The organism is Candidatus Acetothermia bacterium (assembly GCA_024653305.1).
Lineage (GTDB): Bacteria > Bipolaricaulota > Bipolaricaulia > Bipolaricaulales > Bipolaricaulaceae > JACIWI01.
Window position 1 is genome coordinate 1 of the sequence record JANLFW010000054.1, and the last position, 1,986, is coordinate 1,986.

General features: G+C 70.7%; 1 protein-coding gene. It reads left to right on the forward strand.

From position 1 onward, the window contains the following. Window positions 1–1,986, forward strand: a 1,986-nt coding sequence (locus NUV94_08165) for a hypothetical protein (GenBank protein ID MCR4392709.1), incomplete at both ends; no start/stop codon positions are given.

Consider the following 1,986-nt stretch of genomic DNA (forward strand, 5'->3'; position numbering starts at 1 on the left):
TCAACAGCGGGGGGACGCTCGTCGTCGTCTACCGGGCGCGGGTCCTGCCCGAGGCCGTGCCGGGGCAGCACCTCGTGAACCTGGCCCGGGTGGCGGGGAGGGACGGGGCGGGGACCCCGATCCCCGAGTTCAACCCCGACGTGGGGGATACCTTCCCTGACGAGGAAGAAACGCGGATCCTCCTCGGCGTTCCGGCCCTGGCCACGGAGAAGTCTATCTACTGTGATCCGTGCGGCGAGGATCCGTGCGCGCCGTGTCCCACGCCCCCGTACCCGTTCCAGGTCGGGGACAAGGTCCGGTTCCAGCTCATTGTCCGGAATGTGGGCTACGCCGCGGCCTACGACGTCTGGGTGGAGGACCTCTTGCCGCCCGGGTTTGCCTACATCCCCGAGTCCACCCGGGCCGCCTGGCCCACAGGGAAGTCCTCCGCCGACCCCGAGGGCGCTCCCGGGCCGGAGCTCTTGTGGTTCCTCGAGGCCGCCCTCAGCCCGGGGGAGGCGCTCCTCCTCGTGTTCGAGGCCCTGGTGACGGAGAAGGCCCCGCGGGGGGAGACCCTGCGCAACCGGATGTGGGCGTACGGGGTGGACACCCAGAGCGTGCCCATCCCCGCCGACCAGAGCCCCTACGTCCCAGCCGACGACGACCCGGACGACAGCTCAACCCTGGAGCTCCAGGTGTTCCCGGCGGTGGGGGCAGCCGGGGGCGGCCTCGCCCGGTGGGGACCCTGGCTCGCTCTCCCGTTCCTCGGCCTGGGCTTCCTGGGATTCCTCAAGCTTCCCAGGCGCCGCTGGCTCAAGGGGCTTGGGCTCCTTGTGGTTGCCCTCGGGGTGGGCCTCGCCGCCCGCGGGCAGCCTGCCACCGTGTGGATCGGTGTCCTCGTGACCCCGGCCGAGGGTGGGACAGTGGTCGGCGACGGCCCCCGTCCCTTGGGGGCGACGGTCCGCCTCACCGCCGTCCCCTCTTGGGGGTACTTCTTTCAGGGGTGGTATGAGGATCGGGCGCACCTCGGCGCCGCCCCGACCCTGGAGTTCACCGCCGAGCGGGACCGGGTTCTCGAGGCCCGGTTCGAGCGCATCCCCCAGTCGTTCACCCTCGGGGGATCTTGGCAGGGCTCAGTTGCCCTCCTGCCGAGCCCGTCCCTTGAGCGGGCGAACTTCGACCTCCGGTACGTCCTCCGCTACGGGAAGGACTCCTGGTCGTGGCGGGCCGTGGCAAACTTCGTCGGGCCCCAGTGGACGAACCTCCAGCTCCACGGGGCGGGGAACCTCGGGGAGATCCAGGCCGGGGGGGGACTGACGTTCGACCCCTCGATCCCCGCCTACCGCACCGCCTACCTGGCCCTCCTCCTCCGCACCCCAGGGCTGATCACGAGCCTGCGCGTCACCCACTACGCCCAGGCGGGAACCCCCCCTGGACCCTACCTCCTGTCCACGCTCACCCTCCGCTCGGGCACCCTCTCCCTCACCGCCCGGTTCGAGGAGAAGGAGGGAGGGATCGCGTTCCGCGACGCCACGGCGGCCCTGTCCCCCTGGGAGGTCTGCTGCGGGATCACGGCCACGCTCACCTCGTCCGTCACCAAGTCCGGGTTCTCCTACCTCCAGCTGACCGTGGACGATCTCGTCCACCTCTGCTGTGGGCTCTCCCTGGGGTTCGCGGTGAAGTTCACCCCGGGTTCCAAGGAGGTGAGCGTCCTTCCGAAGTGGGTCGGCCCGTGCGAGGGGTGCCTGACCCTGTACGGCAATGCCCTCTGGGACCCTGCCACCTCGACGTGGAGCGGGATCGCCGTCCACGGGATCAAGGTCTACTGCTGCTGGGGTGGGTCGTGCCCGGGCGGGGCGATCTCCTCGCCCTACGTGGAGTTCGCCACTGCGTTCGACCCCGCCCTCGTCCCGGGGGGATTCGAGGGCGACGAGTTTGAGTACGTGAAGTTTGGCCTGTGCGGCCCTGGCTGCTGCGGCGGGAGCTACTCCGCGGAGGGGACGGTCT